This is a genomic window from Trinickia symbiotica, from assembly GCF_002934455.1.
GTDB classification, from domain to species: Bacteria; Pseudomonadota; Gammaproteobacteria; order Burkholderiales; family Burkholderiaceae; genus Trinickia; species Trinickia symbiotica.
Map to the genome: position 1 here is coordinate 1 of NZ_PTIR01000038.1, position 26,871 is coordinate 26,871.

Annotated in this window: 24 protein-coding genes, 1 tRNA gene and 2 pseudogenes; 13 read left to right on the plus strand and 14 right to left on the minus strand. The window is 61.6% G+C overall.

All coding sequences use genetic code 11. The features are described 5' to 3' along the window. Positions 1-225: 225 nt before the first annotated feature. Positions 226-777, minus strand: a complete 552-nt coding sequence (locus tag B0G57_RS31035) for a hypothetical protein (RefSeq protein ID WP_146013389.1) — start codon at positions 775-777, stop codon at positions 226-228. A 307-nt stretch (positions 778-1,084) separates the two neighbouring features. Between B0G57_RS31035 and B0G57_RS29790 the strand changes: the two genes are divergently transcribed. The 3 genes from B0G57_RS29790 to B0G57_RS29800 all read left to right on the plus strand — a co-directional run bounded on the left by B0G57_RS29790 (position 1,085) and on the right by B0G57_RS29800 (position 3,527). After that, entirely contained in the window at positions 1,085-1,375 is a 291-nt protein-coding gene (locus B0G57_RS29790; RefSeq protein ID WP_018440982.1) for a DUF4212 domain-containing protein, read from the plus strand. Beyond that, positions 1,372-3,390 (plus strand): sodium:solute symporter family protein, encoded by a 2,019-nt coding sequence (locus B0G57_RS29795; RefSeq protein ID WP_018440981.1) that lies wholly within the window; start codon positions 1,372-1,374, stop codon positions 3,388-3,390. The genes B0G57_RS29790 and B0G57_RS29795 overlap by 4 nt, the downstream gene beginning before the upstream one ends. Before the next feature lie 46 nt (positions 3,391-3,436). Further along, positions 3,437-3,527, plus strand: a tRNA-Ser gene (locus B0G57_RS29800). Positions 3,528-3,591: 64 nt separating this feature from the next. On the opposite strand, the pseudogene B0G57_RS32505 reads toward B0G57_RS29800, so the two are convergent. The 5 genes and pseudogenes from B0G57_RS32505 to B0G57_RS29820 all read right to left on the minus strand — a co-directional run. Next, positions 3,592-3,810, minus strand: a pseudogene (locus B0G57_RS32505) (site-specific integrase); the annotation flags it as partial. Continuing rightward, complete coding sequence (locus tag B0G57_RS31040) at positions 3,747-4,034, minus strand: Arm DNA-binding domain-containing protein (protein ID WP_020566203.1); 288 nt, start codon at positions 4,032-4,034, stop codon at positions 3,747-3,749. The pseudogene B0G57_RS32505 and the gene B0G57_RS31040, both read right to left, overlap by 64 nt. A gap of 204 nt (positions 4,035-4,238) precedes the next feature. Next, positions 4,239-4,892 (minus strand): flavin reductase family protein, encoded by a 654-nt coding sequence (locus B0G57_RS29810; RefSeq protein WP_399278452.1) that lies wholly within the window; start codon positions 4,890-4,892, stop codon positions 4,239-4,241. Between the two features lie 175 nt (positions 4,893-5,067). Beyond that, positions 5,068-5,364 carry an addiction module antidote protein gene (locus B0G57_RS29815; RefSeq protein ID WP_018440900.1) on the minus strand — a complete coding sequence of 99 codons (297 nt, stop codon included), beginning with the start codon at positions 5,362-5,364 and terminating at the stop codon, positions 5,068-5,070. Between the two features lie 3 nt (positions 5,365-5,367). After that, positions 5,368-5,664, minus strand: coding sequence for a type II toxin-antitoxin system RelE/ParE family toxin (locus tag B0G57_RS29820; RefSeq protein ID WP_026229704.1), 297 nt, complete (start codon positions 5,662-5,664; stop codon positions 5,368-5,370). Positions 5,665-6,438: 774 nt separating this feature from the next. Here B0G57_RS29820 and hflK point away from each other — a divergent pair. The 4 genes from hflK to B0G57_RS29840 all read left to right on the plus strand — a co-directional run bounded on the left by hflK (position 6,439) and on the right by B0G57_RS29840 (position 12,562). Continuing rightward, positions 6,439-8,340, plus strand: coding sequence for a protease modulator HflK (gene hflK / locus B0G57_RS29825; RefSeq protein ID WP_018440898.1), 1,902 nt, complete (start codon positions 6,439-6,441; stop codon positions 8,338-8,340). A 66-nt stretch (positions 8,341-8,406) separates the two neighbouring features. After that, a complete protein-coding gene (hflC, locus tag B0G57_RS29830) occupies positions 8,407-9,468 on the plus strand; it encodes a protease modulator HflC (protein ID WP_018440897.1) in 1,062 nt (353 codons plus the stop codon). Next, positions 9,465-10,616 (plus strand): SPFH domain-containing protein, encoded by a 1,152-nt coding sequence (locus B0G57_RS29835; protein ID WP_018440896.1) that lies wholly within the window; start codon positions 9,465-9,467, stop codon positions 10,614-10,616. The genes hflC and B0G57_RS29835 overlap by 4 nt, the downstream gene beginning before the upstream one ends. Then, positions 10,613-12,562, plus strand: a complete 1,950-nt coding sequence (locus B0G57_RS29840) for a heavy metal translocating P-type ATPase (protein ID WP_018440895.1) — start codon at positions 10,613-10,615, stop codon at positions 12,560-12,562. The genes B0G57_RS29835 and B0G57_RS29840 overlap by 4 nt, the downstream gene beginning before the upstream one ends. 289 nt (positions 12,563-12,851) lie before the next feature. Here B0G57_RS29840 and B0G57_RS29845 read toward each other — a convergent pair whose 3' ends face one another. From B0G57_RS29845 to B0G57_RS29860, 4 genes are all read right to left on the minus strand, one after another. Next, positions 12,852-14,822, minus strand: a complete 1,971-nt coding sequence (locus B0G57_RS29845; protein ID WP_018440894.1) for an APC family permease — start codon at positions 14,820-14,822, stop codon at positions 12,852-12,854. Between the two features lie 99 nt (positions 14,823-14,921). Next, positions 14,922-15,269, minus strand: a complete 348-nt coding sequence (locus tag B0G57_RS29850) for a hypothetical protein (RefSeq protein ID WP_018440893.1) — start codon at positions 15,267-15,269, stop codon at positions 14,922-14,924. A 101-nt stretch (positions 15,270-15,370) separates the two neighbouring features. Then, complete coding sequence (locus B0G57_RS29855; RefSeq protein WP_018440892.1) at positions 15,371-15,592, minus strand: hypothetical protein; 222 nt, start codon at positions 15,590-15,592, stop codon at positions 15,371-15,373. Then, a complete protein-coding gene (locus B0G57_RS29860; protein WP_018440891.1) occupies positions 15,592-16,056 on the minus strand; it encodes a hypothetical protein in 465 nt (154 codons plus the stop codon). Before B0G57_RS29860 ends, B0G57_RS29855 begins: the two co-directional genes overlap by 1 nt. A gap of 620 nt (positions 16,057-16,676) precedes the next feature. On the opposite strand from B0G57_RS29860, the pseudogene B0G57_RS29865 reads away from it, so the two are divergent. Continuing rightward, a pseudogene (locus B0G57_RS29865) lies at positions 16,677-17,112 on the plus strand (type 1 glutamine amidotransferase domain-containing protein); the annotation flags it as partial. A 223-nt stretch (positions 17,113-17,335) separates the two neighbouring features. Here B0G57_RS29865 and B0G57_RS29870 read toward each other — a convergent pair. After that, positions 17,336-17,563: a tautomerase family protein gene (locus tag B0G57_RS29870; RefSeq protein WP_102607213.1), complete on the minus strand. Its 228-nt coding sequence runs from the start codon at positions 17,561-17,563 to the stop codon at positions 17,336-17,338. A 60-nt stretch (positions 17,564-17,623) separates the two neighbouring features. Further along, positions 17,624-18,334 (minus strand): SDR family NAD(P)-dependent oxidoreductase, encoded by a 711-nt coding sequence (locus B0G57_RS29875; protein WP_018440889.1) that lies wholly within the window; start codon positions 18,332-18,334, stop codon positions 17,624-17,626. Positions 18,335-18,519: 185 nt separating this feature from the next. Between B0G57_RS29875 and B0G57_RS29880 the strand changes: the two genes are divergently transcribed. The 5 genes from B0G57_RS29880 (at position 18,520) to B0G57_RS29900 (ending at position 23,394) form a co-directional block, all read left to right on the plus strand. Continuing rightward, complete coding sequence (locus B0G57_RS29880; RefSeq protein ID WP_018440888.1) at positions 18,520-19,452, plus strand: LysR family transcriptional regulator; 933 nt, start codon at positions 18,520-18,522, stop codon at positions 19,450-19,452. Positions 19,453-19,671: 219 nt separating this feature from the next. After that, a complete protein-coding gene (locus B0G57_RS29885; protein WP_020566201.1) occupies positions 19,672-20,301 on the plus strand; it encodes a helix-turn-helix transcriptional regulator in 630 nt (209 codons plus the stop codon). Continuing rightward, positions 20,291-21,262 (plus strand): ornithine cyclodeaminase family protein, encoded by a 972-nt coding sequence (locus B0G57_RS29890; protein WP_018440886.1) that lies wholly within the window; start codon positions 20,291-20,293, stop codon positions 21,260-21,262. Before B0G57_RS29885 ends, B0G57_RS29890 begins: the two co-directional genes overlap by 11 nt. 66 nt (positions 21,263-21,328) lie before the next feature. Continuing rightward, positions 21,329-22,468 carry a threonine synthase gene (locus tag B0G57_RS29895; RefSeq protein WP_026229701.1) on the plus strand — a complete coding sequence of 380 codons (1,140 nt, stop codon included), beginning with the start codon at positions 21,329-21,331 and terminating at the stop codon, positions 22,466-22,468. Further along, positions 22,465-23,394, plus strand: coding sequence for an asparaginase domain-containing protein (locus B0G57_RS29900; RefSeq protein WP_018440884.1), 930 nt, complete (start codon positions 22,465-22,467; stop codon positions 23,392-23,394). Before B0G57_RS29895 ends, B0G57_RS29900 begins: the two co-directional genes overlap by 4 nt. A gap of 59 nt (positions 23,395-23,453) precedes the next feature. Here the strand turns inward: B0G57_RS29900 and B0G57_RS29905 are convergent, their stop codons facing one another. Together B0G57_RS29905 and B0G57_RS29910 are read right to left on the minus strand one after the other, a co-directional pair. After that, on the minus strand, positions 23,454-24,599 hold the full coding sequence (locus B0G57_RS29905) for a branched-chain amino acid ABC transporter substrate-binding protein (protein WP_018440883.1): 1,146 nt from the start codon (positions 24,597-24,599) through the stop codon (positions 23,454-23,456). A gap of 672 nt (positions 24,600-25,271) precedes the next feature. Beyond that, positions 25,272-26,871, minus strand: a 1,600-nt coding sequence (locus B0G57_RS29910) for a GLUG motif-containing protein (RefSeq protein ID WP_104489613.1), incomplete at its 5' end; no start/stop codon positions are given.

Sequence of the window (26,871 nt, forward strand, 5' to 3'; positions counted from 1 at the left end):
TGCGCTCGCTGGCCAAGGGCGAGGCGATCACGCAGGATGTGTCGACGCTCGAAAATCCCGCCATTCTCGAGCAGTTGGCCGAGGTGCGGTGAGGGGATGGCCTGAAGACAAGGTTGCGACACGCGACGCTCGAGGTCGGGGTGGCCATTGTGATGGCTGCCCTGACCGGGTGCTTGCGGCAGCGCATCGCGTCGCCGCGTGTCTGGCATCTATGGGAGACGCTCGCTATCCGGCCGGCGAATCCTTCAAGAACGTCACGCTGGCGTTGGACGATTCATCTACGCTCGACTGCGATACGAAGATACCGCTTTTGGCCCGATTGGCCGGGTCGCTGAGGTTTTGGATTTCCACCGTAGCACCGGCTGGCAAAGCGTATCTCCAGCTCCCGAGCGGCGTAACGCTTATTGCGTTGCCCCACAGTGCCGAGGCTGTTCCGTAGTACACGACCAAACCGGCGGGATACTGCGGCGCATTTGCCGTTCTAAGAGTCACTACGTCCGCGGGGGATCGCTGAAGCAGGCGCCGAGGCAACCTGACCAACAGTGTCGTTTCTCCATCAAGCACATGCACGAATTCGGGCGCGCCCGCAAGGTTCAACCATTTGACGACCACCTTCGTTCCTCGCAGCGCCCACCTCGCCCAGCCAGTCCCCAGCGGAGTGAGCGTTGCGATTCCATCTGGGCTGTGAGCAGTGCTGGAGCAATATCCCAGGGCATTGTTCTGCGGCTCTTCATCACAAAGCGATACCATGTGCGTGGCCAGATCCGGATGTTTCATCGATGTGACTCTCCTTTTCATCTGTCGCCCGCGGGCCATTCGAGCGGGCTGTGGTTTCGAGACCGAGCCGCGAATCTAGCCGCGACAGCCTTGCCGCGAAGCAGTCCGGCCGAGAAATAGGACGTTTGCACATCGGCATCCCGTCACGAATTCGCTCGCTGATGTTCAACGCCGCCCGCGCTCCGCGGGCAATCCCGATTGCTCAAGCCGCGCCTTTTTGATACATAGGCGCATGGCTGCGCCAAGACACTCCGATTCCGTCCAAGTTTCTCCATCGCTACTCGAACCGCCATCGGTTTCGAAAGCAATGGCGCTCGCGCATCGCCGCTATTGGCGCTTCAACCTCGTGTCGATCGGCGTGCTGATGACGATCGGCTTTTGCGTGTCGTTTGTCGTGCCGTTATTTGCGCGAGACCTGTCGGCTGTGCGCGTTGCAGGATTCCGATTGCCTTTCTATCTAGGCGCACAGGGCGCGATTCTGATTTACCTTGCATTGATCGTCGTCTACATCGTTCTCATGACGTTCGCCGATAGAACGCTAAGGCGCGCGGCGGCGGCCGACGGGACGCGCGAGGCCGAGCGCGAATCAGCGAAATGAAGCTCGTCAATCGCCTCGCACGTGCTTATGCGTTCTATACGATCGGCTTCTTCGTCTTCATCTATACGATGTGGCGCGTCGAAAACGCGATCGGTGCGGGCCCCTGGGTCGGCTATGTTTTCCTGTTTCTGCCGATCGCCGTTTATGCCATTATCGGTGTGCTTTCACGTACATCGGATGTCGTTGAGTATTACGTCGCCGGGCGAAATGTGCCGTCGTTCTTCAATGGCATGGCGACGGCTGCCGACTGGCTCTCGGCTGCATCGTTCATCGGGTTGGCAGGTTCGCTCTACGCGACGGGCTACGAGAGCCTTGCCTATCTGATGGGGTGGACGGGCGGTTTCTGCCTCGTCGCGTTTCTGCTCGCGCCATACGTTCGCAAGCTCGCGCGCTACACGATTCCTGATTTCCTCGGCACTCGCTTCTCGAGCAACCTCGTGCGCGGACTCGCCGCCGTCTGCGCGATTCTTTGTTCTTTCGTCTACCTCGTTGCGCAGATTCAAGGTGTGGGGCTGATCGCGACGCGCTTCATCGGCGTGGATTTCGCGATCGGCATTGCCTGCGGGCTGGCCGGCATTCTCGTTTGCTCGTTTCTTGGGGGCATGCGGGCGGTGACGTGGACGCAGGTGGCCCAGTACGTGATCCTCATCAGCGCGATGCTGATTCCCGTTGCGATGATTGCGCACAAGGATGGCCTGGGATGGTTGCCGCAGCGCACGTACGGCCGAATGATGGAGCACATGGAGTCACTCGATCGGCAGGTACGCGACGCGCGCGAAGAACGCAGCGTGCGTGCGTGGTACCGCGAGCGCGCGGCTCAGATCGACATGCGAATCGCGGCCCTGCCTGCTTCATATCGCGAGGAAAAGTCGAAGGTGACGGGCGAGCTCGATGCATTGCGGCGCCGCAATGGCCCGCTGCGCGAGATTCATGCGCTCGAGACCGCGCTCGCCGCGTTTCCGCGCGATGCCGCGGCGGCTCGCGTGATGTGGGCGAGAGAGCGGGACGACATGCTCGCGCACGCGGCGGATCCTGTGCCGATCTACGAGCCGTTTCCTGCTGCGAACGATGCACAGCGCACGATCCGCGAGCGCAATTTTCTATCGTTGCTGCTCTGCCTTTCGCTTGGCACCGCGAGTTTGCCGCATATTCTGTCGCGCTATAACACGACGACGTCTGTCGCTTCAGCGCGCCGTTCGGTCGGCTGGACGTTGTTTTTCATCGCGCTTTTTTATCTGACGGTGCCCGTGCTTGCGGTGCTGATCCGATACGAAGTCATGACGCATCTCGTCGGGCGCATGTTTGCCGACTTGCCGGCGTGGGTGACGCAATGGCATCGCATCGAGCCGGCGATGATCAGCGTCACGGATACGAACGGCGATGGGATCGTTCGTTGGTCCGAGATTCAGATGGTGCCCGATATGGTTGTGCTCGCGGCGCCGGAAATTGCGGGGCTGCCTTATGTGATATCGGGGTTGGTCGCGGCCGGTGCGCTCGCGGCGGCGCTTTCGACTGCCGACGGCTTGCTGCTGACGATCGCCAATGCGCTATCGCACGACTTCTACTACCACATGGTCGATCCGGCCGCGTCGAGGCAGCGGCGCGTGACGATATCGAAGTTTTTGCTGCTTGGCGTGGCGTTGTTCGCTTCTTACGTGGCTTCGCTCAATACGGGGAACATTCTTTTCCTCGTGGGGGCCGCGTTTTCGCTCGCGGCCTCGAGTCTCTTTCCGGTACTCGTGCTGGGAGTGTTCTGGAAGCGCACGACTCAGCTTGGGGCGGTGGCAGGGATGGTCGCGGGGCTCGGCGTCTGCCTTTATTACATCGTTTCGACGCATCCGTTTTTTGCGCAGTTGACCGGCGTGGCAGGGGCGAGGTGGTTCGGGATCGAGCCCATCAGCTCAGGCGTGTTCGGCGTGCCGGCAGGGTTCGTGACGGCGATCGTCGTCAGCTTGCTCGATCGGCCGCCCGATGCGTATACGCGGGCGCTCGTCGACTATATTCGGCACCCCTAGCGGGAGTGCTTCGGCGCGGCGAAGTCTGCTATAATCTGCGGCTCCCGGAGAGATGGATGAGCGGTTTAAGTCGCACGCCTGGAAAGCGTGTATAGGTTAATAGCCTATCGGGGGTTCGAATCCCCCTCTCTCCGCCAGAAAATGCAATAAAATCAAGTGCTTATATTTTGACGCTGACCAATTTTTGGTCCGTTTTCTCGGCTATTTCCCCCGCCCCGAAAATAGCGCTACAGCGCGTCGTCCGGCATCTGGATCGGCCTGCGGCATCCACCGTCCGTAGACGCGCGCAATCATAGACCAGTCCTCATGGCCCATTTGCGTAGCGACCCACATTGGATGCTCGTCGGCGGAGAGCATCAGGGAGGCGTAGGTGTACCGCGTTTGGTACGGGCTGCGGTAGCGCACGCCCGCGCGCGGCAGCAGCTGGCCTTGATCTTCAGGCGATGACTCTCGAGCCAATCGGTCAGATAGGATTTGACCGTGAGCACATCGCCGGGTTGCTTCGCGAATAGCAGCGCGCGCTTTGAGTCGGGGAATTCCTTCGCGTAATCAAATAGGCCATCCTGGATCGCGTCCAGGATGCGTCGACGTCGCTTAGACAACCGCGCTTGAAAATCAAGGCTTGTGATGGCGATAGCAACCATCGCGCTGCGCGCCTTCGGCCTCGGCGGTCCTTGTCGCGGGCCGGACGGTTCGAGGGTGCTTTGGGGGGCTGCCGTACGCCGAGAATGCGCGAAAGTCACAGGCCTCTTTCGATATCACCTCGCCGCCGCCTATGTCGAAGGTCACATGCAATCGACACGCGAGAGCAGTCATCTCGACGCTGCGCGACGTCCTCAGCGGCAGTGCTAGATGTCCCGCGAATTCAATTGGTCCGGGCGCTGCAAGATCTCGAAGTAGTCGGCTGGGCCACCGCCGCGCAGAATGGGGCGAGCGAAGGTGGTGTCGTAGACGCCGTCGCGCAGCAGTGTCCGATCGATGTGCACGGCAACGACTTCGCCCATGACCATCCAGGTGTCCAAGGTCGATCCGTCGGCGGCGGACAACTGCTGGACCTGGGCGACGCGGCATTCAAGTGCCACCGGGCTCTCCGCGACGCGTGGCGCGGACACTAGCATCGCGGCAGCGGGCGTCAGCCCGGCCAACGCGAATTCGTCAACGCCCGGCGCTGCTTCGAGGCTCGTATGATTGACCTTTTCTGCCAGCGCCCGGGTCGCGAGGTTGTAGACGAATTCGCCGGTTGCTTCTGCATTCCGGACGCTGTCCTTCTTTCCGACGCTGGAAAAGGCAATCAATGGCGGACGGTAATTGAATACGTTGAAGAAGCTGTAAGGTGCGAGGTTGTTATTGCCGGCGGCGTCGCGCGTCGAAATCCATCCGATAGGCCTCGGTCCAAGGATGGACGGAAGGGGATCATGGCGTAAGCCGTGGCCGGTGGCAGGCCGGTAGCTGTGAATGTTGCTGATTGCGGCGCTCGTCTGTGTGGTAACTATGAAGGCCAGTTGGGGCAAGTTAACGCAAATGCCCCTGGTCCACCTGTTCCTTCAAACCTTTATGCAATTCGTGGATTTTGGACGCAGAAAATGGACAGTGATGGCGCGCCCTTCCGAGGATCGGCGAATCTGAGTTTCGCGAAAGCCAGCAAGATGCCGCTGGCGCTTGCGCCACCGCAATCCGTCATGCGGACAATGGCTCAGGATGCAGACGTAGGCCGAGTGCACGTATCACCTTGAGCATGGTCGAGAAGTCAGGGCTTCGCTCGCCGGATAACGCTTTGTACAAGCTTTCGCGCGAAAGGCCCGCATCGCGGGCAACCTGCGTCATGCCACGCGCGCGGGCTACGTCGCCAAGCGCCTTGGCGATGAACGCGGCATCGTCGCCCGCCTCTTCGAATGCGGCTTCGATGTATAGACGCATTTCCTCTTCGTTGCGCAGATGTTCGGCAACGTCGTATCGCGTAGTAGTGGTTGCCATGTCTCAAACCTCCAGTTCGCGAGCCATGCGGAGCGCCTGTTTGATGTCGCTATCCTGTGTGCGCTTGTCACCACCGCACAGCAGCAGAATCCAGACGCCGCGCCGCTGCGTGAAGTACACGCGGTATCCAGGGCCGTAGTCGATGCGCAACTCCGAAACGCCTTCCCCGACCGGCTTCACGTCGCCGGGATTGCCGTCCGCGAGCCGCTGGAGACGGACCTGAATGCGGGCACGCGCGCGGAGGTCTCGCAAGTGATCAAGCCAGCAGGCAAATTCAGGGGTCTTGCGCAGTTCGATCATCGTCATAACTGTAGTCTACTGGCTACAGTCTGTCAATCGTCCGTATTCGCCGCATTCGTGTTCGGATCGAGGACAGACTTCAGCATCCCGTTCTTCGCGAGCAAACCTTCGGGCAGGGGAGCCGCGCCGGGCTGCGGAGGGTGTCCCGCTTATCGACAAGAGCCGACAACTCGAACCTGCTCGTGCGGCTCTCGTGTTGGGGGTAGGGTTGTGGGTAGAAGGGAATCGCGGAACTGGAATCCATACGCGGCGCGCCTTTGCGGCCGACATTTGTCTCACCCTCTCTCCGCCAGCAAAGCTTCTCAGGCGTTCTCGCCGAATCCCGCAAAGCCCCGCTGAGCCTGACCTAGCGGGCGTTTTGGGGATGTCAATCTTCTTGCCGCCTTTCGTGGCTACCCACATAATCGCAGCATCATTTGGGGGTAGAGACGGGCCGCTCCGGTCAACTGCACCGCCTTAGCGCTTTGCATGTCGCGCGAAGTCGACCCCGGTTATTAAGTCGGCGGCGGCGGACTCTGTCTGCAGTTTCTGCAATCGGCTCGCGCTCGTGGATCCTTAGGTACCTGCTGTACATACCGCACCAAGGCCGAACGCTTAATCCTGTGCGCGATCGTCGATTTCGGAGGCTGATCGAGCAACGTTACAATCCTGGGCTCCGTGTAACCAGCTCGCTCTGAACCTTGAGTTCCATCTGCTGGCAAGCTAAATTCGGCGTCACGCGCCGTTTCCGGCGCCGCTAAGCACACCGCTTTCCACGTTGGCAAAGGGGATGGGATGTCGTTACTGGCGAGGCATGAACGAACGCATGAGCATCGGCAGATCACCGACTACCAGTGGGCCGGACGAATAGCGGCCGGACTTGGGGTCGCCTTCGCGCTCACGAGCCTCGCCGGCGCTCTGCCGGTCGATGTCCGCTGGGGCGCGCCCCTCGCGAGCGCGTGGCTCAATGCTTTCGTCGTCGCAAACGGCGCGCGTCTTGCGCTTTTCCACCGCGTTGCGCGACCGACACGCAAGCGCGACTGGCGCCTTCTCGCTAAGGCGCTGTGGCGATCCGTACGTCAGCAGCGCGGCAGAGTGGCGCTCTTCGTCGTTGTCCGTTCGATTCCTTGGCAGCCATGGGGTGCATGTGCGTTCGCGTGCGCATCGGTGGCGATCGCTGCAGTGGCTTGGCGGCTTTTCGGCCCTGCTGCGTTGGTTCGCGCGGCGATTTCGCCGGCGCCCGCCGTCATCGCCGGCTCATTCCTGCTCGTTCACGCGTTTCTCGTGCTCGTTGCCGAACGCTTCTTTCAGGCACAAGCGGAGGGGTCGCCGATGGCGGCATCGCTTGCGCGCATGCTGCGTGTTGTGCTTTTGACCTCGCTTGCCGCCGCCGCGGCGAGCGCATGGCTTGCGTACCGCCACACCGCGCTCGATTGGGCGTTGCGCACAGTTGCGGCGTTCAATGCGGTGATCGCGCTCGAGTTGGCGGTGCGCGCCACGCTGCTCTGGTTCTTGCGTAAGGCCTCGCGTACAAGCTCGCTGCGTGTGCCGACGAGTGCGCTCGCCGGCATGCTTCGGTTGCATCCGTCGCCGTTCGCCGCGCTCGCGGCCGGACTACGCAACCAGTACGGCGTTGATTTCCGGCAAAACTGGGTGCTGCAGAGTTTTGTGCGCCTCATCCCGGCGACGCTCGCCGGAATCGGTGCGGGCGCGTGGTTGCTCACTTCGGTCGTTATCCTCGGGCCCGATCAGCGCGCAGTCTACGAACGATTCGGCGCACCCGTCGCCGTCTTGCAGCCGGGGCTGCACGTCGGGCTGCCCTGGCCGTTCGGCGTGGCGCGAATTGTCGACAACGGCGCCGTCCACCAGGTCATCGTATCGGGAAGCGCCGACGACAGCAGCGTTGCCGCGCCTTTGGCACGCGCAGACGACCGCACACCCGAGCAACTGAACCGGCTCTGGGATGTCGCCCATCCGTGGGAGACGACTCAGGTCATCGCGGGCGCAAGCGCGGAGCAGCAGAACTTTCAGGTCGTCAGTGCAGATGTCAGACTTGACTATCGAGTCGGGGCCTCGGACGCCGATGCGCGCGCCGTGCTTTATCGCGCCGCCGACGTGGAAGCTTCGGTGCGCTCGATTGCCAATCGCGAGGTCGTGCGATACCTCGCTTCGCACACGCTCGAGTCGTTGCTCGAAGCGAGTCAGACAGCCATGGCGGCAAGCGTGCGCGCGGGCGTGCAGGGACAACTCGACAGGCTTAGCGCCGGCGTGGAAGTCGTGGCTGTCGTGATCGAAAGTATCCATCCGCCGGCGGGCGCGGCCGCTGCATACCACAGCGTGCAAGCCGCGCAGGTGAGGGCGCAGGCAAGTGTGGCGCTCGCGCGCGCCTATGCCGCCAGTGAACTCGGCGATGCGCAGGAGCAGGCGCTGCAAAACGTCGCGCGCGCAGGGGCCGAGGCCGCGGATACGCTCGCGCGCGCTCGTGCGCAGCAAGTCGATTTCGATGCCGACCTCGACGCGTCGAGGCTCGGCGGTCCCGCGTTTCTCTTCGAGTACTACCTGCAGAAGATTCAGAAGGGGCTGCAAAATGCGCATCTCACGATTCTCGACGACAGGCTCGCCGAAGGCGATCGCGCCACCATCGATCTGCGTGCCTATCCGTTCGGCGATCTGGCCGGCACGCAACGCAACGAATGAGTCTCGACGACATGCGAAGGTGCCGCATATCGGCGGGCAGCCGGCAGCCGGAAGCGAGGTGAGGCCATGAGCTCTTGGCACGCCCATTCCCATTCGCACGGTCACGCCCATGATCATGAGCACGACGCGCACGAGCCCCCGGGCACCCCGTCGGGCGACAACCGTTTCCGTCTGCGCGTCGCCATCGCATTGCTATGCGTCGTCATTGCAGCAGCCGTGGCGAGCTTCATTCAGGTACGCGCGGGTGAAGCCACCGTCGTGACGCGCTTTGGCCAGCCCGTTCGCGTGCTGCTCGATCCTGGTCTCGCGTGGCGCTTGCCTGCGCCGATCGAAGCTGCGATGCACGTCGATCTGCGCCTGCATACGACCTCGAGTGGCCTGCAGGATGTTGGCACGCGCGACGGCTCGAGAATCATCGTTCAGGCCTACGTGGCCTGGCGCGTCGGGGCCGATCCCGACGACGTCGGCCGCTTCGTGCGCGCCGTGCGCAACGAGCCCGATGAAGCCGCGCGGCAGATCCGCTCGCTCGTCGGCTCCGCGCTGCAGACGACCTCCGCCGGCTTTGATCTTGCGTCGCTCGTCAACACCGATCCCGCCAAAGTTTGGATCGCCGATCTCGAGGACGCATTGCGTCGCCAGATTGATGCACAACTGCGCGCGGCTTACGGGGTTCATGTCGTTCAAGTCGGACTCGAGCGCTTGACGCTGCCCGCAGTGACGCTTGCTGCCACTGTCGAGCGTATGAGCGCCGAGCGGGAAACGGTCGCTGCGCAGCGCATGGCGGATGGCAAGCGTGAAGCGGCGCAGATTCGCTCTGACGCGGACCGCGAAGCCAGAATCACAGTGGCCGACGCGACAGTCGAAGCCGCAAACATCGAAGCGGCTTCGCGCAAGGATGCGGCGGCGATATACGGCAAAGCCTACGCCGGCAATCCGCAGCTTTATACGATGCTGCGTTCGCTCGACACGCTCGATTCGGTCATCAATGCAAACACCAATTTGGTCTTGCGCGCCGATGCCGCACCGTTCAGCGTGCTCGTTCGAGGCCCGTTGGGCGCCGATACGCCACAGGCGCCTGCGACGGCGGGCGCATCGCCGGCAACCAAGCGAGCCGGGCATAGACCATGAGCTCCGATGCGAATACGTCGCAGCTAGGGCCCGGTGCGCAGGCAGTACGCTTGACTTTCTGGTTCATCGTCGCACTCGCGGCGCTTGCGGCGCTTGCGTGGGGCACGTCGAACGTGCGCCGCATCCCCGCCGATAGCCGTGCTGTCGTCACGCGTTTCGGTGCATTTGTGCGGACACAGGATGCCGGTCTCGTGATCGCGTGGCCGCGCCCGTTCGAGAGCGTGGCGCTCGTGCCGGGCCGGGCGAGCGTGCTCGCGCTGCAGATTCAGTCGCTCGAGCGCGACCCGCGGGCACGCGCTGCGGATCCGGCGAGAAGTGCCGACGCGTTGCAGGATTCACGGATGGGACAGGCAACTGAGCCGGGCGATGATGCATCGCCCGATGCCGATGCACAGACCGGTAACACGACGGCAACCGACAGTGGCTTGTTGCCCGATGCGTTGGCCGGCTCCGGCTACCTGCTCACGGGTGACAACGGCGTCGTGCAATTGAGCGCGACGTTGTATTACCGCGTGGCCGATCCGTATGCCTATATCCTGCAGAAGGGCCGGCTGGACGCGGCGCTTGAGCGGATCGTTTCGGCTTCGGCCGTAGAGATCGTGATGGGTCGCGATCTCGACACAATTCTTGTCGCGCGTCCTGAAGCGCTGCGCTCGGATCAAGCGATGACACTTAAGCGAGAGCGATTGCGCGACGATTTTGCGCAGGTGATTGAGCGGCACTTGCGTGCGCTCGAGGCGGAGCATGCAGGACTCGGAGTGGACGTATCGCGCGTCGACGTGCAAGCTGCGTTTCCCGCAGCGGCGGCAGACGCGTTCGATTCCGTGCTGACGTCTTTGCAGCAAGCCGAGCGCGACATCGCGGAAGCTCGGACCGCGGCCGAGCACAAAAGACAGGAGGCGCAGCAAAGCGTCGACCGGATCGTCGAGGAGGCCCGAGCGAACGGGGCGGAGCGCGTCGCGACAGCTCAAGCCAGCACGGCCGTCATCCAGCAGCTCGAGGTCCTGCCGCAAGGCCACGGCGATCCGGGACTGACCGCACGCGCGTATCGCGATCGAATCCAGCGGATTCTCGCGAAAGCGGCTCACGTGACGACGATCGATCCGCGTGACGCGTCGTATCTGATTTTGCCGGGGAATGTTCGATGAGCACCGAGGCCGAGCCGATCCTGGAACGGGTAGCCGACGAGCAAGCGGCACCACGGGAAAGGGAACCGTCGATCGCGTTATCGGCGGCCGAACGACGTGCTGCGACTCGGCGAATTGCTCTCGCACTGATCGCGGGCGGATTGCTTGCGTTGTCGTTTGGATCGGAATACCTGAGCGCGACGCAAGAGTCGGTTTCGCAGGTGCTTGCGGGATTGGCCTCGCTGATTGTCGCGGGCCCCGTATTTGCGAGTGCGTGGATAAGTCTCCAACGCCCCAGCCTGCATGGCGTGACGGATCGCCTGATTGCGTTGGCGATGCTCGCCGCATGGGCGACAGGCGATATGAGGACTGCAGCTCTGCTGCCGATCGTGATGACGTTCGGCCATGCGCTCGAAGAGCGCAGCGTGCTCGGCTCGCAAGAGGCGATTCGGGCGCTGGCCCGGCTAACTTCGGGCAAGGTGCGCCGGGTGAACGCCGCTGGCATCGTCGAGGAGGTGCCGTACGAGTCGCTATGTGCCGGCGACCTCGTCGAAGTGGTGGCCGGTGCGCGTATTCCGGCGGACGGTGTCGTGCGGCACGGAGTGTCGAGCGTCGACAATGGACCGATTACAGGCGAATCGGTGCCGCTCGACGCGAGCGAAGGAAGTGCCGTGTTCGGCGGAGCGATGAACGTCGACGGGCCGCTGCGTATCGAGGTCACGCATGCGGGAAAGCAATCGACGCTTGGCAAGATCATCGAGCTCATGCAACGCGCCGAGCGAGCGAAGCCGCCGATCACGCAGGTTCTTGAACGGTACATGGGCGGCTATTTGACACTCGTCCTCGTGATCGCGGCGATCGTCTGGTTCACATCTTCGAACGCGATAGCGATGTTGGCGATCATCGTTGCGGCGTGTCCGTGCGCGTTGGTGCTCGCGGCGCCAGCGACGGCCATCGCCGGCGTCGCCGTCGGCGCACGGCACGGCATTTTGTTTAGGAGTGCTGCGTTTCTCGACAAGCTCGCAGAAATCGATTCCCTTGTGATCGACAAGACCGGTACGCTGACGTACGGCGAGCTGCATGTTGCGGAACTGCTCTTGCAGCCAGGCGTCGATTTGGCGCGCGTGGTCGAACTCGCTGCTCGGCTTGGCGAAGGCAGTGCGCATCCCGTAAGCCGGGCTCTCGTGCGCTATGCCTCTGCAGTGGCGCCGTTCAGCCTCGATCGCGAGCCTTTCGAGCACACTCGCGAGCTGCGCGGGCTCGGAGTCCTGAGCGACACCCCGGCAGGCGTCGCCGTGCTCGGCCGTCAAGCGCTGCTCGAGCAGCATGTCGAGGGCTTGCCGCCGCCTCCCGAGCACGTCGACGGGCCTTGCGTGGGCCTCGCCCTGAACGGAAAGCTGCTCGCGTGGTTCGCGTTTTCTGATGCGCTGCGCGCCGAAGCGCGTGATGCGCTCGCCGATCTACGCACGCTGGGGCTGGCGCGCCAAGCGCTCCTGACGGGGGATCGCGCGCCAGTGGCCAAGCGGCGCGCGGCCGAGGTCGGAATCGACACAGTGGTGTCACAGGCCTTGCCACACGACAAGCTCGATTTCGTCACGCGGGAAATGAAAGCGGGCCATCATCCGCTCGTCGTCGGAGATGGCCTCAACGATCTGCTTGCGATCAAAGCGGGTGCGATCAGCATCGCAATGGGCGAGCGCGGCATCGACATCGCGGTGGCTTCAGCCGATGTCGTGCTGCTCAGCGACGATCTGCGGCGCATCGCCACCTCTATCCGTTTAGGCAGGCGATGCAGGCGCACCGCAACGGTTAACGCCGCGATTGGCCTCGCCTGGTCGGTCGGGGTTATCGCACTCGCGGCGGCAGGGGGGCTGAGCGCGGTGTGGGTGGCTATTTTGCACAACGTCGGCACGTTCGTCGTGATTGCCAACGCCGGTAGGTTGCTACGAATCGACGAAAGGGCGTGATTCCTCCGCGATAAGCACAAAGGCACTGTCCGTTCGCGTGTCGAAGAGGCGGCGGAAAACCACAGTCCCATGACCGCGTGCTGCGTCTCGCGGTGAAGGCTCGGCCTCACTCAGGCAGATAGGCGCTATCGACCCCATGCCAGTTATTGCATGCTATGTACCGTGCTCAAATGCTCAGCAAGTGGTCCTAGCGCGAGCGCGGGCAGATACGTCAGCGATGCTCTGCTCGAAGCCTGTGACGATGGTTCACTGAAAGCCAACAGAAATCGCACTGGGACAGCCGCCGCCGCTACCCCACGTTCATTGGAAGCAGGACCATTTGCCTGCCTTCCTGGTGCAGGCGGCTCTGAATCTCGAGCGGCGTCCGGTTATGGAGCCAGGCAGTCAGGAAATTGACTCGCTTGAAAATCAGCTTGCTCGCGAAGCACACGCTGTTCGGGTACTCGTCCATCGTCTGCTGCGCCAGGCTGACGAACTCCTGCACGGGTTCAGTCCCAAATACGGCCCGCTGTTGCGCAGCAAGTCCGTGCTTTTGGCATTGCCCGACGTAGTAAGCGAGTGATTGCGAGATCTCGCGCTGCAGCCGGTCGAGATGCTCTTCGCCCTCGTATGCCTTCGCATCGACTTCGCCAACCGCGAGAAAGATGAAGTTTCGAAAGTGTCCGGGAAACAGCCGCTGCACCCAGAGAAGAGCGTGCATGCTTGCGCCCCGGTGACGGCCGACAAGCAGGATCGCTGTGGGTTGCGCCGGGTCCAGCGAAGCGCTTGGTTCCGAATCAAGCTGCGGCGCAGGACCCGCAAACAAGGCATCCGCCTTTGCTAGCTGTTCATGTGTGTCATGGTAATGTCGCTTGATCGCGACACAGATGGCAATGACGAGCCCCGTGACCAGCACGGTCAGCCAGCCGCCCGCCGTGAATTTCTCAACCAGCGTGATGATGAGCACGGTAGCCGTAACTGAAAGCCCGAGCGCCGACAATGCAAAGTGACTGAACCAGGGCTCACCGCTGCGCCTCTTGTGCCACCAGTAGATCGACATACCGAGTAGCGACAGGCTGAAGGTCAGAAACACGTTGATGCTGTAGAGCACCACTAGCACCGAAACGTCGCCATGCGTCCACAACAGGATCAGCAGGCTGGCTACGCCCATGACGATAATGCCGTTCTGACGCACGAGGCGTGTCGAAAGATCGCGAAAATGACGTGGCACCCAAGAGTCGGATGCCATGTTGGATAGGACCGCGGGCCCGTCGAGAAAGCCTGTTTGGGCACCGACCATGAGAAGCCCGGCCTCGAACGCGAGCACAGCTGCCAGCAAAGCGTGCCGGGCAAAGGCTGATCCGAGCCCGAGTTGATCGATCACGTTGCCGAACACGACGGCGTTCAGCGTCTGGCCCTCGACGGGTTTTGCATGCCATAGCATGTATAGCAAGATGATGCCGCCGGCGGTGAACGCCAGCGACGTCGCCATGTAGGCCATTGTCCATTTGCCATTGTTCACACGCGGTTCTGCCAGCATGTTGACGTTGTTCGACACAGCTTCCAGGCCCGTATAGGTGCCGCCCCCGAGAGAGAATGCGCGCAAGAGCAACGCGAGCATCGCCAGCGTGCCGGCTGACCGGGAAAGCCCTGCCGCTTCGTGCGTTGCATTGGGCAAGACCTGCATCAGTGCGCTACCGTGCGCGGCAATGCCGTAGACGATCAAGCCGAAATGCAGGATCACAAAGCCGAGAAAAATCGGCAAGAGTACGACGATCGATTCCTTCATGCCGCGGAAATTGAGTCCGGTCATCAGCACGATGAGCGTCAGTTCGGTGCCAAGCTTGAAGGCCTGGGCACTGACAGGAAACAAGCTGAACAAGGCGTCTATGCCGCTTGCGAGCGATGTCGCGATCGTCAGCACGTAGTCGACGAGAAGGGCGGAGCCGGAGACGAGGCCGGCGTGCGGCCCAAGCAACGCAGTACCGACGCGGTAGCCACCTCCACCGGTTGGGAACAGCTGGATGACCTGGTTATAGCCCAGCGCGATGATGAAGACGGTGAGTGCGGTGGCAAAAGCGAGAAACAGTGCAAGGGGAGCGTGCTGGTCAAGCGCGACAAAGGCCTCTTCCGGTCCGTAGCACGACGACGACAAGCCGTCAGCGCCGAGCCCTACCCAAGCAAGTAGCGGTGTCACCGCAATCGCATGGCGAGTCTTCGGGTCCAGCGGGTTGAGCGGTTGGCCGAACAGAACCTTCCAAGCTTTTTGAAAGCTATTCATCGTGTTTCGGTGCCCGTTAAGAAAATCTTGGTGAATTGGATATGGCGAGATTGTCCAGTGGTTTGCAAGCAGATCTCAATAGGGAGCGTCCACGAATCGCTAGGCGCGGGGGTGGTCGCCGCCGAAGAGTGGGCTGAGCTCCTCGATGCGGTATGGGTGGTCGTTGTACCGGAGCGCTGCATACCGGACGGCCTCTTGTACCTGAACGAGACGCGGGTTTGCCCAGTAGAGCGGCCGGATGCCCGTGGCGAACTCAATGCAGCCGTCTTTCGTTTCCTGACGGCCGGCCCGCGCCGTCTCGTACATGTTCCAGACCGATACTGCAAAACGGTGCTCGCTCAACCTGACGGTCTCCGCAACTCGACCGCGTTCAGCGTCCGCGTCGGCGACGCGTTTATGCCCCGCAATGTCGGAGACGAAATTGTGATCGAGATAGATAACGCCCATCTCTGAGAACGACTGCTCGTTGACGGCGGGGCGCCCCGGATTACCGCAACTGGATGAACCATTGAATTTCGCGGCCGCCTACCGTGAGCCGATACGCGGCGTCATGACTTGTCTTTCGCTCGTTTCTGATACGGGTCGATGCCGTGCTCGCGCAGCAGTTTCGTCAAGCGTGCGACTTTGAACCAAAGCGCGACTATCGTAATTGCCGTGATGGCCGAGTATAGGTTTTCGTTACCGAGCCATCGCGACGAGACCAGGATGGCGGCGACGAAACCTACGGCCGAAAGAATGAGCAATGCGCGATCGAGAAGCCATGCTTTCATCACTTTAACCCTGTGCCAGCCCGTGCATGAATGCCGTACATGCGCCGGTTCGGCGATGACGTGTCGAACAGTTCGGGATGGTTCATCAAAAATAGGTGCATCGGTTGAATCAATGCGATCCCCGAGGCGAACAGCGCTTGATGCATACGCGATGCCGCGCCCGGTCCTGCCTTGCATGCGTAGAACGCGTCGCCGGCAACCATCAGGCTGCCGATAGCGCCGCCCAAGTAATACGACGCGTACAGTGCACCAGCGAAAGCGAGTTTGTCCGTCAGATCGCCCGCGCCGATGAGTTCGCCAACCGTTACCCGCATGCCGAAGGATTTGATTAGTCCGGCAAGTTGCCCGATCGTCTGAAGCGCGCTGACCTGTGAAGAAAACAAGTTCGGTGGCGCGGTCAAGCCGATCCCCGCCATGTTGTCCTTGAATACCGGATAGAAGCCTGCTGCGCAGGTTTGGCCCATATGCTCTCTCTCGTTTTAGTTGGTGTTCGCGCCGTCGAAGGCTGTCAACGCGGCGCGAGCGTGAGCATATCATTTTGCAACGCGTTGCAAACTTGACTGGTACGCAACCGGTGGTACACCGATATTTTGTCACCAGCGTCAATCGATTGTTTTATACGGGCTTTTAGAGCCACGGGGAGCCTGTCCCCTCTCTCCGCCAGTTATGCTTTTCAGGCGTTTTCGCCGATTCCCATTCTCGCCAGCACCGCCGTTTCACTCGCGACTTTCTCGTTCGCGATGTATCTGATTGACGGTGATCTCGCGGCAGCTTGACCAGGAACTGCACTGCGCCCGCAAGGTTGTGACGCCGCTGACATGCTATCGCCACCCCTTGCGACGCGGGCGGCGATACGCAGGAATGTCGACCGATTTATTGCGGCCTACGCAGGACGGAATCCCACCGATGCTGAAGCTTGGCAAGGGTTGGCCACTCCTCGACACATCCCGCTCGCCGGAAGTTTGACACCAGCCCGAGCCGGCGGCCGACCGCCAGCCCGATAAACAGGTAAGCAACACAACTCGGCCGCGAGCCTTCAAGAACCGAAGGTGGCGGAACCCGGTTCCGGACAACGGAGCATCCAATGAAGATCTCGATGGTAGTGACCTCGCACGATCAGTTAGGAGATACCGGGAATAAAACAGGATTCTGGCTCGAGGAGTTCGCTGCGCCTTACTACACATTCCTCGATGCAGGAGCGAAAGTTACCGTTGTCTCTCCGAAGGGTGGCCAGCCTCCGCTCGACCCCAAGAGCGATACCCCCGAAGGTGCGACTGACGCGACCAGGCGATTCAAGGAAGACCCCGCCGCTCAGGCGGTTCTGGCCAGGACGGTCAAGCTGGCTGAAGAAGGCGGACGACTACGACGCGATTTTCTATCCGGGAGGCCACGGGCCGCTGTGGGATTTGGCCGAGGACAAGCACTCGATCGCGTTGATCGAGGCCTTTTACAACTCGAGAAAGCCTGTCGCTGCTGTCTGCCATGCGCCAGCCGTTTTGCGTCGCTGCCGCGAAGGATCTGCTGACACTATTAGGCTGAGTCATCAGTTTCTGAAGTGTTGCGACCCGCATGCCAAACTCGTAAGTCGAACCATCATCGATATGGGCCGGCCCGCTTGCAGCGGGCCGACCTGCCCGTCACGCGCGAATCTTTCACCAAGTGTCTCTTGTGTTGCGCGCGGCGTCTCAGAGGCTGCCTTGGCCGGTCTTCAGTGGCACCGGCCTCGGTGCGGTCAAACCTATTTCAGTCCTGTCTGCTTGCGGTGTATTCGAGAGCCGGTAGTCCGCCCCAGCCCCAGTTTTCCGTTTCTACTTCTTCGATGACGACGAACGTGGCCTCGAGCGGCTTGTTCAACACGTCGAGCAACAGCTGGCTCGCGCCCTTGATGAGCCGCGCCTTTTCTTCTTTGGTGACGGCGCTTGTGCCGGGCTGTGTACCCTCGCGGGTGACCTGAATCGTGACGATAGGCATGTCGTTTTCCTTGAAAACTAATTGACGAACGTAGCGGGCGAGCGGCACAAACGGGCGTGCTCAGTGCCCCGCGATCTGGCCGCCGTCCACGTGCAGGATTTCGCCTGTCACGAACGGTGCCGAATCAAGAAACAGAATGGCATCCACGATGTCGCTCATCTCGCCCATGCGGCCAATCGGATGCAGGGCTCCGAGCGCTGCGTGACTTTCAGGTGGATGCATTGGCGACTTGATGATGCCCGGCGATACTGCGTTCGCGCGAATGCCGCGCTTTGCGTACTCGATCGCGAGCGAGCGCGTCGCGGCGGCGAGGCCGCCCTTGGTCAGCGAGGCCAGCACCGACGGCACTCCATCGATGGCGTGATCCACGAGGGTCGTCGTAATGTTGACCACGTGGCCGCTGGACTGCTTCTCCATTTGAGCAACCGCAAGCTGCGTGATGTTGAAGAAGCCCGCCAGATTGATGTTCGTTACCGTGGCGTAGTCTTCGGCGGTATATTGGGTGAACGGTTTCGCGACGAAAATGCCTGCGTTGTTGACGAGAGTATCGACCCGGCCGAAGCGCGACACGGCTGTCTCGATGACGCGCCGAGCGGTGGCTGGATCAGCGATGTCGCCAGCCACAGTTGCGACGTCCGCATCGTCAGACGGTTCGATGCTACGCGACGTCGCGACCACCTTATGACCCAGCTTGCGGAACGCCTTGACTGTTTCGGCACCGATGCCTTGGGAGGCGCCGGTGACCACGATGACTTTGTGGGAGTTGCTCATATTAAACCTCTCGGAATAGTTGATTCAGCTGTCTGGACGATCGGGCTCGTCGGAGCCGACGACGCGAATCTATGCGCATTGGCCTCGATTTCGAATACCCGGCATGGTCAAACAGTTGTGACGGGACGGAACAAGTTCGAGAGGGCCGATTCCCGACTGCCAGCTGCGCAGGCCGGAGCACGAGAATGCAAAGAAAATTCGACGATTTGCTGCTGGGTAGCATCGAGCTTTTCTGCCGTGCGGCGGAACTCGGCAGCTTCACATTGGCCGCGAACTCCGCGAGCGTCACGCCAGCGGCCGTTAGCCGTTCGGTCGCCCGTCTTGAAGCGCGTCTCGGTGCACGGCTGTTTGTGCGTAATACGCGGCAAATCCGGCTGACGGATTCGGGACGGCGCTACTTCGAACAATGCCGGCAGGCGCTGTCGCAGCTCGTGGACGCGGAACGCGAAATGACCGGGCAGCAGACAACACCGGCAGGCGTGCTAAGGATCAGCATGCCAACCCCCTATGGCCACTACCGGGTGTTGCCGCTCTTGCCGGTTTTTCGCGAGCAGTATCCGGAGGTTCGGGTCGAGGCCCAGCTGAGCAACCGCAATATCGACTTTGCCGATGAGGGCTTCGATCTCGCGATTCGCGGACGTGCTCCTGCAGACTCCGGCCTCGTCGCTCGCAAACTCGAGGACGCGGATATGGTGGTAGTCGCGACGCCGGCCTACCTCCAGCGAGCGGGCGTGCCGAAGACAGTCGGAGATTTGGTGGCGCACGAATGCATTCAGTTCGAGGTGCCTAGCAGCGGCCGCAATCTTGCCTGGACCTTCGACAACCCGTCCGGCGACGGCGAAGTATTGACTAGGGGCTCATATGTCACGTCGGGCGACGCGCTGGCCGGAGTCACCCTGGCGCGCAGCGGCGCCGGATTGTTCCAGACCTACCGCTTCGTCGTAGAGGAGGATCTGCGTGCAGGCCGTCTCGTGGAAGTGCTCCATGACCATGGCCACCGCACGCGGCCGTTCATCCTGCTCTATCCGCACGGACGATACCTGTCTTCTCGAGTACGGGTTTTTGTAGACTTTCTCGTCGAGCGTCTCGCACATGTGCCCCGCGCGCGCGTTGGATGAATGCCCTTGCAGGCCTTTGCGTTTGTCCCGGCGCTCCCATTCGTGCGAAGGTTTTGCGGGCCGAACGTGTTGACCCGAGCGGAGATTTCCGAGACACCGTCCGGAAAATCAGCAGCCCCCGAAAACGTTCAGATCAGCTAGACGGTTTGTTGGTGATTTGACAAAACTTCTTGTAATGGCCAAACTGCCAGCATGCCAAAGAAAACTCCTGGACCCAACATGCCGAAGAAGACTCCCGAACAGCAGCTACTGCTGGGGCAGCTCAAACAGGTCGCTGAAGGGCTGGCAAAGACCTTCGCCCCCTTTACCGAGGTCGTGGTCCATGACCTCCTGGATCCGGAGCACGCGGTGCTTGCGATCCACAACAATCTGTCAGGTCGAGAAGTTGGACAGCCTGCGACCGAACTCGGGCTTGCGCGGATCATGGACCCTGCCTACGAGCAGATCATCGCTAATTATCCGAACCAGTTCTCGGATGGCCGCCAGGTGAAGAGCACTTCCATCGGCATCAAGGACTCGAAGGGCGACTATATCGCCGCGCTCTGCTTGAACGTCGACCTCACGCTGTTCCGCGGATTTCAGAACATGCTGAGCAGGTTCATGGCGGTCGAGGGCACCACGCCTGCCAGTGAATCGCTGGATCCCGCTAACGCCGACCTCATTCGCACCCGTATCGACGAGTTCGCCGCACGCATGGCATCGACACCCCGCTCGCTCAAGCCAGAGGAACGTCGCTCGCTGCTGAAGGAACTCAAGGCGGCCGGACTGCTCGAGGTCCGTCGCGCAATGGACACCATTGCCGTTCACCTGGGCGTCTCTCGCGCAACGGTGTACAGCGATGCCAAGTGACGCCACGCTGCTTCTCGTCGACAAGCATGTCGTCGAGCAATTGCTCATTCCGGATGACGTCATCGCGGCGGTGCGCGAGGCTTTCGAACTGCACGGACAGCGCGCGGGCCGCGTGTTTCCGGTCGTGCGCGAAAAGCTGGCCACAGGCGGCATCTTCGGTATCAAGTCCGGCGACGTCGGTAGCCAGGATCTGCTAGGGTTCAAGGCGGCCGGCTTCTGGCCAATGAACCGGACACTCGGCGGCGAAGCGCATCAGGCCACCGTGCTGCTGTTCGATCCGGCCACCGGCCGGCCCATGTGCGTGATCGACGGCAACGCCATTACCACGGCGCGCACGGCCGCGGCTGGCGCCCTGGGGCTTTCCCTGCTGGCGCGCCAGGACAGCGCAGTGGCCACGGTCTTCGGCACAGGCATTCAGGCGAAGGCACAGCTCGCATTTGCGCTCAGAACGCTGCCTTCGCTGACGCATGTGAATTACGTCTCGTTGGATCGGGAGCCGCAGGCAGACTTTGAATCTTTGTTTGCGGACCAATGCACATTGAGGTGCGCCGCGAATGCGGATGAGGCGGTCGCCGAAAGTGACCTCATTATCACCGCGACGACCGGTAGTGGCCCACTCTTCGATGCAACAGCGCTCCGCGCCGGGACGCATTTGAACTGCGTCGGCGCGGACACGCGAGGCAAGCGTGAGCTTCCCGCGGGCGTCCTCGATCGAGCCCGCGTCGTCGTCGATGACCTGGAGCAGGCCCGCGAGCTTGGTGAACTGCAATGGGCACCGCACACGCCTTCCGTCGAAATGGGAGACCTGGTCGGGGGCCGTGCAAAGTGGCGGCGCGACCCGACAGATATCAGCGTTTTCGACATGACCGGCCTGGCTTTGCAGGACTTGACCGTCGCTCGATTGATCCACCGCCGCGCCACCAACCTGGGTCTCGGCGTCACCGTGGCGTGGCCCTGGTGATCGTCACAGCCATCATCGTCTTGGTCTTGCAGCGATCCAGCATGCGCCAACCAGGAGTCGGAAAACTTGAAACCGCACTACGTTGAGCCGCTCAGCGGCACCACCTATCCTTTGGACACGCCTCGGTGGTGTTCGGACGACCGCAGACCGCTCCTGATCTCGCCGCTGGCTGGAATTTCCCGAGATGACATCGACCGACGCCTTCGCTCCCAGTGGCGCTATCGCGCATCGCTTCCAGTCGAGATCGTCTCCCCTATCTCCATGGGGGAAGGTTGCACCCCCCTGATCCAGAAGACATGGGACGACCACCGGCCGCATTTCAAGCTGGAGTGGTTCAGCCCCACAAGCAGCTTCAAGGATCGCGGCACCACGGTGATGCTCTCGATGTTACGGCAACAAGGCATCACGTCCGTTCTGGAGGACAGTTCAGGCAACGGCGGAGCGTCGGTGGCGGCGTATGGCGCTGCAGGCGCTATGCGCGTGAAGATTCTGGCTCCCGCGTACGCGTCGCCCGCGAAGATCGCCCAGATGCGAGCCTACGGGGCGGAGGTACAACTGGTCGACGGGCCTCGACAGGCGTGTGAGGATGAGGCAGTCCGGCAGTCCGCGAGCATCTTCTTCGCCAGCCACAATTGGCAGCCATTTTTCCTCGAGGGGACCAAGTCGATCGGCTACGAGATCTGGGAGGACCTCAACTTCCAGGCGCCGGACAACATCGTCATGCCTGCAGGCGCGGGCAGCAATGTACTCGGCTGTTATCTGGCGTTCTCGGAGCTGGTGCGCGCGGGGCAGATTCACAAAATGCCCAAGCTCTTCGTTTGCCAGCCGTTGAACTGCTCTCCCATCGATGCCAGCTTCCAGGCGGGCGTCACGACTCCCGTTGCGCGCGAGGTTCGAAACACAGTCTCCGAGGGGACGGCCATCGCGCATCCGCTGCGGCTGGCGCAGGTGGTCAACGCTGTCAGACAGACTGGCGGCACGACTGTCGCTGTGGAAGAAGAGGCTATCGTTGAAGCTCTAAGGCGGATTGCGCGACTAGGCCTTCTGCCGGAGCTGACTTCGGCGACTGCCGTTGCAGGATTTGATCGGCTTACACAGGTTGGGGCGATCCGGGCGCGAGAAGAGACGGTTGTCCTGCTGACAGGCACGGGCATCAAAAACGCCGGAGCCATCGCGGATATGTACTCTAAAGGCCAACCCCAATGAAAATCGGGCTCCTGAATTGCGGCGGTACCATCACGGAGAGCTATCAGGTTGACGGGACCATCAAGCGGCTATTGGCACAGGATTTGATCGCATTGAGCGGTCAAGCAGACTGGATCGGACGTGACATCGATCCTGTCGATAGCTGCGATCTGGCTTTCGCCTCACTTTGCCGGGCTCGCGATGTCATGCGGCGGGATCGAGAGAGCGAAGCTTTCGTCATGTGCTGCGGCACAGATGCAATGGAAGATATCGCCTATGCCGCCGCTCTGCTTTTTGATCGTGACCGGCCTGTCGTTTTAACCGGTGCTGCGATCCCCGGTGGCAATGCGAATGCCGACGGTCCGCGCAATCTGGCGGATTCTGCAAATTTGGCGCGGGCCATGCCGCAGGGTGCGAGCGCTCTCGTTGCCTTCGCGGGACGGATTTTCGATCCGGTCTCGATCGTCAAGGTATGGCCGCAGGGGATTCAGCCCTTCGGACCGGAAACAGCGATCCGCGGTTCAATAGAGGCCGATATCGTCACGCTAACAGGATCGGGAATCATTGACGAGAGTTACGCGGAACTCGATCTATCCGATCTCGGCGCGCGCGTTGCGATCGTCACGGAGACGTTCGGGTCACTCGTTGGCTTCCCGGATATCTCAGGACTCGACGGTATCGTCGTCGCAGGCAAGGGCGCAGGGGGCTTCTCCGCGCAGTCCGAGAGACTTCTGAGCGAAGCTGCACGGCATGTCCCTGTCGTGCTATCGACACGCTGCGCCCATGGCTTCCGAGTCAATCCAGCCGTAACGAAATATGCCTATGATCGCGCCCACAACCTCGGCCTGACCACGACAGGTTATGACGGTTTAAACGCATCGAAGGCACGAATTCGGCTCATAGCCGAGCTTGGTCGTGCCAATCGCAGCGAAAAGGCTGGGCGCTGATCAGCGCCTCGTCCACTTGGCGCGGGCGCTTGCAGGCTCCCGCGTCAGCTCTGCTTCGATTACATCTTCTCGACCGCGAGCAGGGTCCGCTGGCCTTTGACGTATTTGTAGAGTGAGATGGAGCTGTCCTTCAAGTCGCCGTGCTCGTCGAACCGGATATGGCCAATCAGGGTGTTGAGATTGGTCGAGGGCATGGCGGCCAGGATACTGGCGCGCGTGATCGAGTTGGAGCGTTTCATGGCATCGACGACTACGTAGACGGCGCTGTAGGCAACCGCCGAGTAGACCACCGGATCGTGGCCGTACGCGGCCTTCAGGTCCTTGCTGAACGCAGCGCTGCCGGCCATCGCGGACAGATCGCCGCCCGCAACCGAGCAAACCACGTTGTCGGCGGCGTTGCCCGCCAGCCTGGCCAGGTTGGTGGTGCAGACGCCGTCGCCCGCCAGAATCTTGGCGGTGACTGCCAGCTGCATGGCCTGCTTGGCGAAGGGGCCGGCGGTGGCGTCCTCGCCGCCATACATGATGGCGTCCGGGCGTTCGGCTTTGATCTTGGTGATGATGGCCTTGAAGTCAGTGGCCTTGTCGTTGGTAGCGTCGCGCGAGAGCACCTGGATGCCTTCGGCCTTGGCGGTCTTCTCGAACTGGTCCGCAAGGCCCTGCCCGTACGCCGTGGCGTCGTCGACGATGGCGACCGTCTTGACCTTCTGGTTTTGGGCGTACTTGGCCAAGGCGGGGCCCTGCTGGGCGTCGGTGCCAATGACGCGGAAGGCGGTCTTGTACCCTTGCAGCGTGTACTGCGGGTTGGTCGAGCCCGGGGTGATCTGGGTGACGCCGTTGTCGCTGTAGATTTTCGACGCGGGGATGGACACCCCGGAATTCAGGTGGCCGATCACAGCCACTACGCCGTCGTCGACCAGCTTCTGCGCGACGTTGGTACCCGTCTTGGGATCGGCCTGGTCGTCCAGCGATTCGACTTCGAGGACGACCTTTTGGCCCCCGATGACCAGATTGCCGGCCTTGTTGATTTGATCGACGGCGAGCTTGACGCCATCGGCCGCATCCTGGCCCATGTGTGCAATGTTGCCGGTCAGTGGTTCGGCGCTGCCGATCTTCACCGTCACGTCGGCGAGCGCGGCTTGACCGTAGGCCATGGCGATGCAGGCGAGAGTCAGCGCGGCATTGATGGGTCTGAGTTGGAATTTCATGCTTGAGCCTCTTGTTGAACTGGGTTGCTGTTGAAAAATGCGTGCGGCGTTCGCCATCGAAGTTATCGGCATTGCCGAGATTTCGAATTCGAGTATTCGTCAGAGCAACCCATCAGCCGAGGGCAAGCTGATTAGCACTCCTTAGCGTTGGCGATCGGCAAGCTGGCCGCTGGTCAGCGGTCCATCCGTTGCAGGGGACCCCTCGTCCTAGAAAGATTATCTAGAATTAAATAAAATGTATTGTAGGGGTAAACACTTAGCCCCCGGTCGACTTGCGACCATGAGTTGAACTACCGATAGACGGAGGGGAGGCCGGCCGAAAGTCCGGTGACGGGCCTCGAACGCGACGGGCGTCCAGCCAACTCCCGCATTCGTGCCGGTGGTTCAGATCGGCGAGATCGAGGCTTCAGTAACTGAGGTGGCAGGAGGAAGAGGAAAGCCGAAACGGAAACGCAGGTAGCCGGTCCTGCGCGCAAGTCCGGGCGCAAACCGCTCGATCCGGCTTTGCCGCGAGAAGTCGTTCGCTACGAACTCGAGAACCGCATCAAGCACGGGCAGCTTGATCGCCGTGATTACGCCGTTGGCGACCCGCGTGGTCGAACTCCCGTGCGCCTTAGTGGCCGGTTGATCGGTGATAGGCTGCTATCGCAGGTCTGCGTTGCAGGAGAACCATCATTCGCCGGCTGGATGCTCGACTTGCCATCGCAGCACGGGGTGAGTCGCTCCGGCTGGCATTGCCCAAGCGCCGTTCGACCCAAAATCCCAACCGACGAAGCTGGCGGGATTGCTCATCTGCGCCGTCGTCAAACCGTTGCTCGCGGGTGCGCCGCCGCCGTGTGTCGGCGTCAGTCCTGTCGTTTCGACGTTCCAATAATTGTCGGCCGTCACCGTACCCGAGTTGGCGCCGGTCAGCGCACCGAGGTAAGGTGTTGTCATCCAGTCCCCCGTGATCGGGCCTGTAACGAATGACTGGCTGATCGTCCCCGTGTTGTAGGCGACGAGCCCGCCCGGCAGCGAGGGGTGATTGATACCCTGGACCGAGCCTGTCGAATAAGATTGCGTGATCGTGCCGTCATTCTCCCCAACGAGCCCGCCCAGGTAGCTCGTCCGTGCTGAAACTGCGACGTTAGCGGCCGAGCGCTCGATAAGCCCCACGTTCTGCCCCACGAGGCCGCCGAGATCCATGTAATCCAAAGCCGTGAGTGAGCCGCTCACGAAGACGTTCGCGATGTGGCCTTGATTGATCCCGGCGAGCAGGCCGCCTTGCGACATCGTGTAGCCGTAATTGATCGGCGACGAGCGGCCGTTCGTCATGCTCAGATTTCGGACTACGCCCGCACTGCCGATCACGCCGAAGAGTCCGGCCGGCAGCGGCGGCGAGGCGTAAGGCGTCGAATAGACCGGCATGATCAAGATGTTGTCGATCGTGTGGTACATGCCGTCGAACTGACCGGAAAACGGCGTCGAGGCGTTGCCGATCGGCGTAAAGTTGGCGCCTCCGTCGAGATCCTTACCGAGCGCGTAGTTGCCGGCCAAGTTCTGCGAGATGTTTTCCAGATCGCCGATCGAATTGACTAGCTGGTAGCCGGTGATCTGCGTTTGCAATCCACTGCCGGTTGCGGGCGTCCATGCGGCGTTCCCCAACAACTTGCCGGGTGCATACGTCCCATTCATGTCATAGAGCAGGCTCACGGTCCCCGTGCTGTTCGACCAATCGGCGGTACCCAAATTGAGGACGCTGCCGCCGTTATCGATCCCAGTGGCATCCGCACGCAGCGTCAGGTTGCCGCTGCCCTGGTTCTTGATCGTCATGCGCTTGACGACGTTCACCGTGTGATACGCGCCCAAGCTGAGGGACGCTGCGCCGCTCCAGCCGATGTTCGACGCTACGTTGATGTCACCGGTTTGGCCAGAGGCGCCCGTCGTCTGCAGGTTGATCGACGTGCCGGCGTTCAAGCTGCGCGAGAGCGATGTCGCGGCGAAATTGTCGATCTTGATGCTCGGCGTTGTGATGTTCCAGATGCCGGCCAATACCGTTGGCGTGTATTGGAAGACGATGTTGCCTGCGTTGGTGTCGACCGTGCCGCTGCTGCCATCGACATTCTTTGTCGAGGTCGGACCGGAGAGTTTCACCGAGCCGCTTTCGGCGACGAGCCAGATGTGGCCATCACGCGTGGCGGTTCCCGTCGCGCGGATCGCTTCGTGGTTGCCCGTCAGCGCGAAGACATTGCCGTCCGCCGCTTGCAGGCTGACTTGCGCAGCGTAGATTGCG